The organism is Mesorhizobium sp. P5_C1, assembly GCF_054049815.1.
This window is the reverse complement of record NZ_JBFULQ010000988.1, coordinates 1-1,269: the sequence shown is the minus strand read 5'-3', so window position 1 is coordinate 1,269 and position 1,269 is coordinate 1. Positions and strand designations below refer to the sequence as shown.

Genomic DNA, 1,269 nt, shown 5'->3' with positions numbered 1-1,269 from the left:
GTCGCTCTTCCGCGGCTAATCGCCTTCGCCTGATCACAGTTCGCACTAAACATCGGGCCGCGCCAAAAGCGCGGCCCGATTTGCGTTTGCTCGACTTGCCCTTGCAAGCCTCGCACAATGCTCGTTCCTTAACTCTCAAAGGCCAGCTTTTAACAGGCTGTTAACCATGCCGCGCTAGTTATGGTTAACCAATAGCTTACGACCGTTGGCGAATCGGTCCGACCGGCACGATGCCACCCGTTGAACAGGCCTGTCCGGCATGTCTGAGCATGTCGGTTTTTGAGAAGGAGCGACTTTCTTGGCGAGCATCATGACAAACGCTGCGGCGTTAACCGCACTTCAAAGCCTCAGCGCCACCAACAAGTCACTCGAACAGACGCAGGCTCGCATCTCGACGGGCTATCGGGTCTCGCAGGCCTCGGACAACGCCGCCTACTGGTCGATCGCCACCACGATGCGCTCGGACAACTCGGCCCTGTCGACGGTGCAGGATGCACTCGGCCTCGGCGCCTCGAAAGTCGACACCGCCTACACCGGCATGAACAATGTGCTGACCACGATCGGCCAGATCAAGACCAAGCTGCTTTCGACCGTCGGCCAGACGGATGCCGCCAAGGCGAAAACCCAGACCGAGATCAATGCGCTTCAGGCGCAGATGAAGTCCTTTGCCGATGCGGCGACCTTCTCAGGCTCGAACTTCCTTGCGGTAACCTCCAAGCAGACTGCCGTCCCCAATGATGGCGTCCAGGCCGACTCCCAGATCGTGTCCTCGTTCAATCGCTCCTCGTCGGGCGCCGTCTCGATCGGAACGATCGACATCGATGTCGAGGGCACCAAGCTTTTCGACTACGGCCTTGCCACCGAGGTCAAGAATCGCGGCACCCTCGATCGCCAGACTTCGATTTATGCCACGGGAGCCGCCCAGACCCTGTATGACAACGCCTATGCGACCGCGCTCGCTGGCGGAGCAACGGACATCGCGGCAAACACTGCTGGTCAGGCGGCGGCGGGAGCGGTCGTCCCCAAGGTCGACAACATCTCCGCCTACAACCTCGACATCACCGCGGCCGGCGTAACCGACGACATCATCACCCAGATGGTGACCAGGATCGACAAGGTCATGGCGCAGTTGACCGATTCCGCAACCATCCTCGGTTCGGCCAAGAGCAGCATCGACCTGCAGAAGACCTTCACCCAGAGCCTGATGGACTCCATCGACCGTGGTGTCGGCCAGCTCGTCGATGCCGACATGAACAAGGAATCGACCCG

1 protein-coding gene is annotated in these 1,269 nt (G+C 60.1%); it reads left to right on the top strand.

Translation table 11 applies throughout. The features are described 5' to 3' along the window. Positions 1-298: 298 nt before the first annotated feature. A partial coding sequence (locus tag ACXJ7R_RS33265) for a flagellin N-terminal helical domain-containing protein (RefSeq protein ID WP_457155499.1) occupies positions 299-1,269 on the top strand: 971 nt, incomplete at its 3' end.